Here is a 1,359-nt window from a genome sequence, read left to right as displayed (position 1 = left end):
CACAGTTTCGAACCCATCGTGGACATTGAGGCTGCCGAAGTACTGACGAGCGACCTCCTCGATGCGTTTGCGCAGACCCCTCGCCTGGCGACCGCCATACTCTGGGCGGCGTCAAGGGACGAGGCGATGGTGGTGGAACATCTCGTCGGGATCGGTCGACGCGATGCAGACGCCCGCATGGCGCATTTCCTGCTGGAGCTTGGATCGAGGCTTGCGCTGGTCGGCATAGGCAGCAAGGAAGGGTTCGACTGCCCGCTGACGCAGTATCACCTCGCCGATACGCTGGGGCTGAGCGCGGTCCATGTGAACCGCGTCCTGCGGCAGCTTCGCGAGAGTGGACTGGTGACCTTTCGGGACGGCCATGTGACGTTTCACGACTATGGCGGGCTGGTGAAGCTTGCCGAGTTCGATCCGGCATATCTGGACCATGCCGGGCCGCTTCTAAAATGAGGAAACCGCCCCGCGGTCAGGTGGGGCGGCTTGTTGGCATTTGGCTGATCTAACGCCCGGCGCACGGGCGCGCGGGGCGCCATGCCAGCCGCTTGCGCGACGTCAGTCGTCACGATCATCCCTGTCAAACACGTTCAGGCGAGACACGATCTCGTCGAGCGTCAGGGTGCCGCATTCAGCCTTGGTCATGTCCGCGGACAGCTCCAACTGGGTGCAGGCCCGGGCGATGGATTCCGATTGAACGTCGGCTGTCGAAACGGGGTAGTTGCCGGCGAAGCTCATCCCGGCGGAGGCCGACAACAAAATTGCAGAGACCGCGATCAGCTTTCCGGGGCGGTAGAAGCCGTTGCGGATTTCGAACTTCCTTAAGGAATTTTTCGTAACGGAAAACATTGTGTTGTCCTTTCATGGACGTGCCGAAGCCGTCGGGCTGCCGGAGAACGAACTCCTTGGAGACTGTTTGTCCCCTTGGCTGTCAGGATGCTTCGGAAGATGTGTTGCTGCCGAGGATTCGGCGGACACAAGTCACCATGGCGGTTTCGTGAGGCGGCAGCACTGATCAGTGTTAGCGCCGCGAAAGTTTGCCTTCCGAGAGCGGTATTCTTGGGGTGGACCGCCACCGCTGTTTCGCTCTCGGCTGAAGCGACCAGGCGCATCGGGCGACAAAGCCGTCCACCATGTTGAGCGATGTGTATCGCGAAGACGCGAAAGGCCGCCCTCCTTCGCTCGGCAGGCGGCCCCGATGATCAAGTCAGACGCTGGAGGTCACGCGAGGGCGTGGGTCGCCGCATCGAGTTCCTTGTTGGTCTCGGCGACGTTGTGCGCCATGTTGGCCTTCTCGGCTGCCTGATAGTGCTTCAGCGCCGCGTCCTTCTTCGGACCAGCGGGCGCCTTGTCCCACGCGGCCTT

2 protein-coding genes are annotated in these 1,359 nt (G+C 62.0%); one reads left to right on the top strand and one right to left on the bottom strand.

Annotated features, from left to right (window positions below; genetic code table 11):
- The coding region (locus OE647_RS20065) for a Crp/Fnr family transcriptional regulator (protein ID WP_263723540.1) at window positions 1–450 on the top strand (450 nt) is incomplete at its 5' end.
- Window positions 451–552: 102 nt separating this feature from the next.
- Here OE647_RS20065 and OE647_RS20060 read toward each other — a convergent pair.
- On the bottom strand, window positions 553–843 hold the full coding sequence (locus OE647_RS20060) for a hypothetical protein (protein WP_263723539.1): 291 nt from the start codon (window positions 841–843) through the stop codon (window positions 553–555).
- Window positions 844–1,359: the final 516 nt, after the last annotated feature.

This window comes from Albidovulum sediminicola, assembly GCF_025751575.1.
GTDB classification, from domain to species: Bacteria; Pseudomonadota; Alphaproteobacteria; order Rhodobacterales; family Rhodobacteraceae; genus Albidovulum; species Albidovulum sediminicola.
This window is presented reverse-complemented; position numbering and strand designations above follow the sequence as displayed.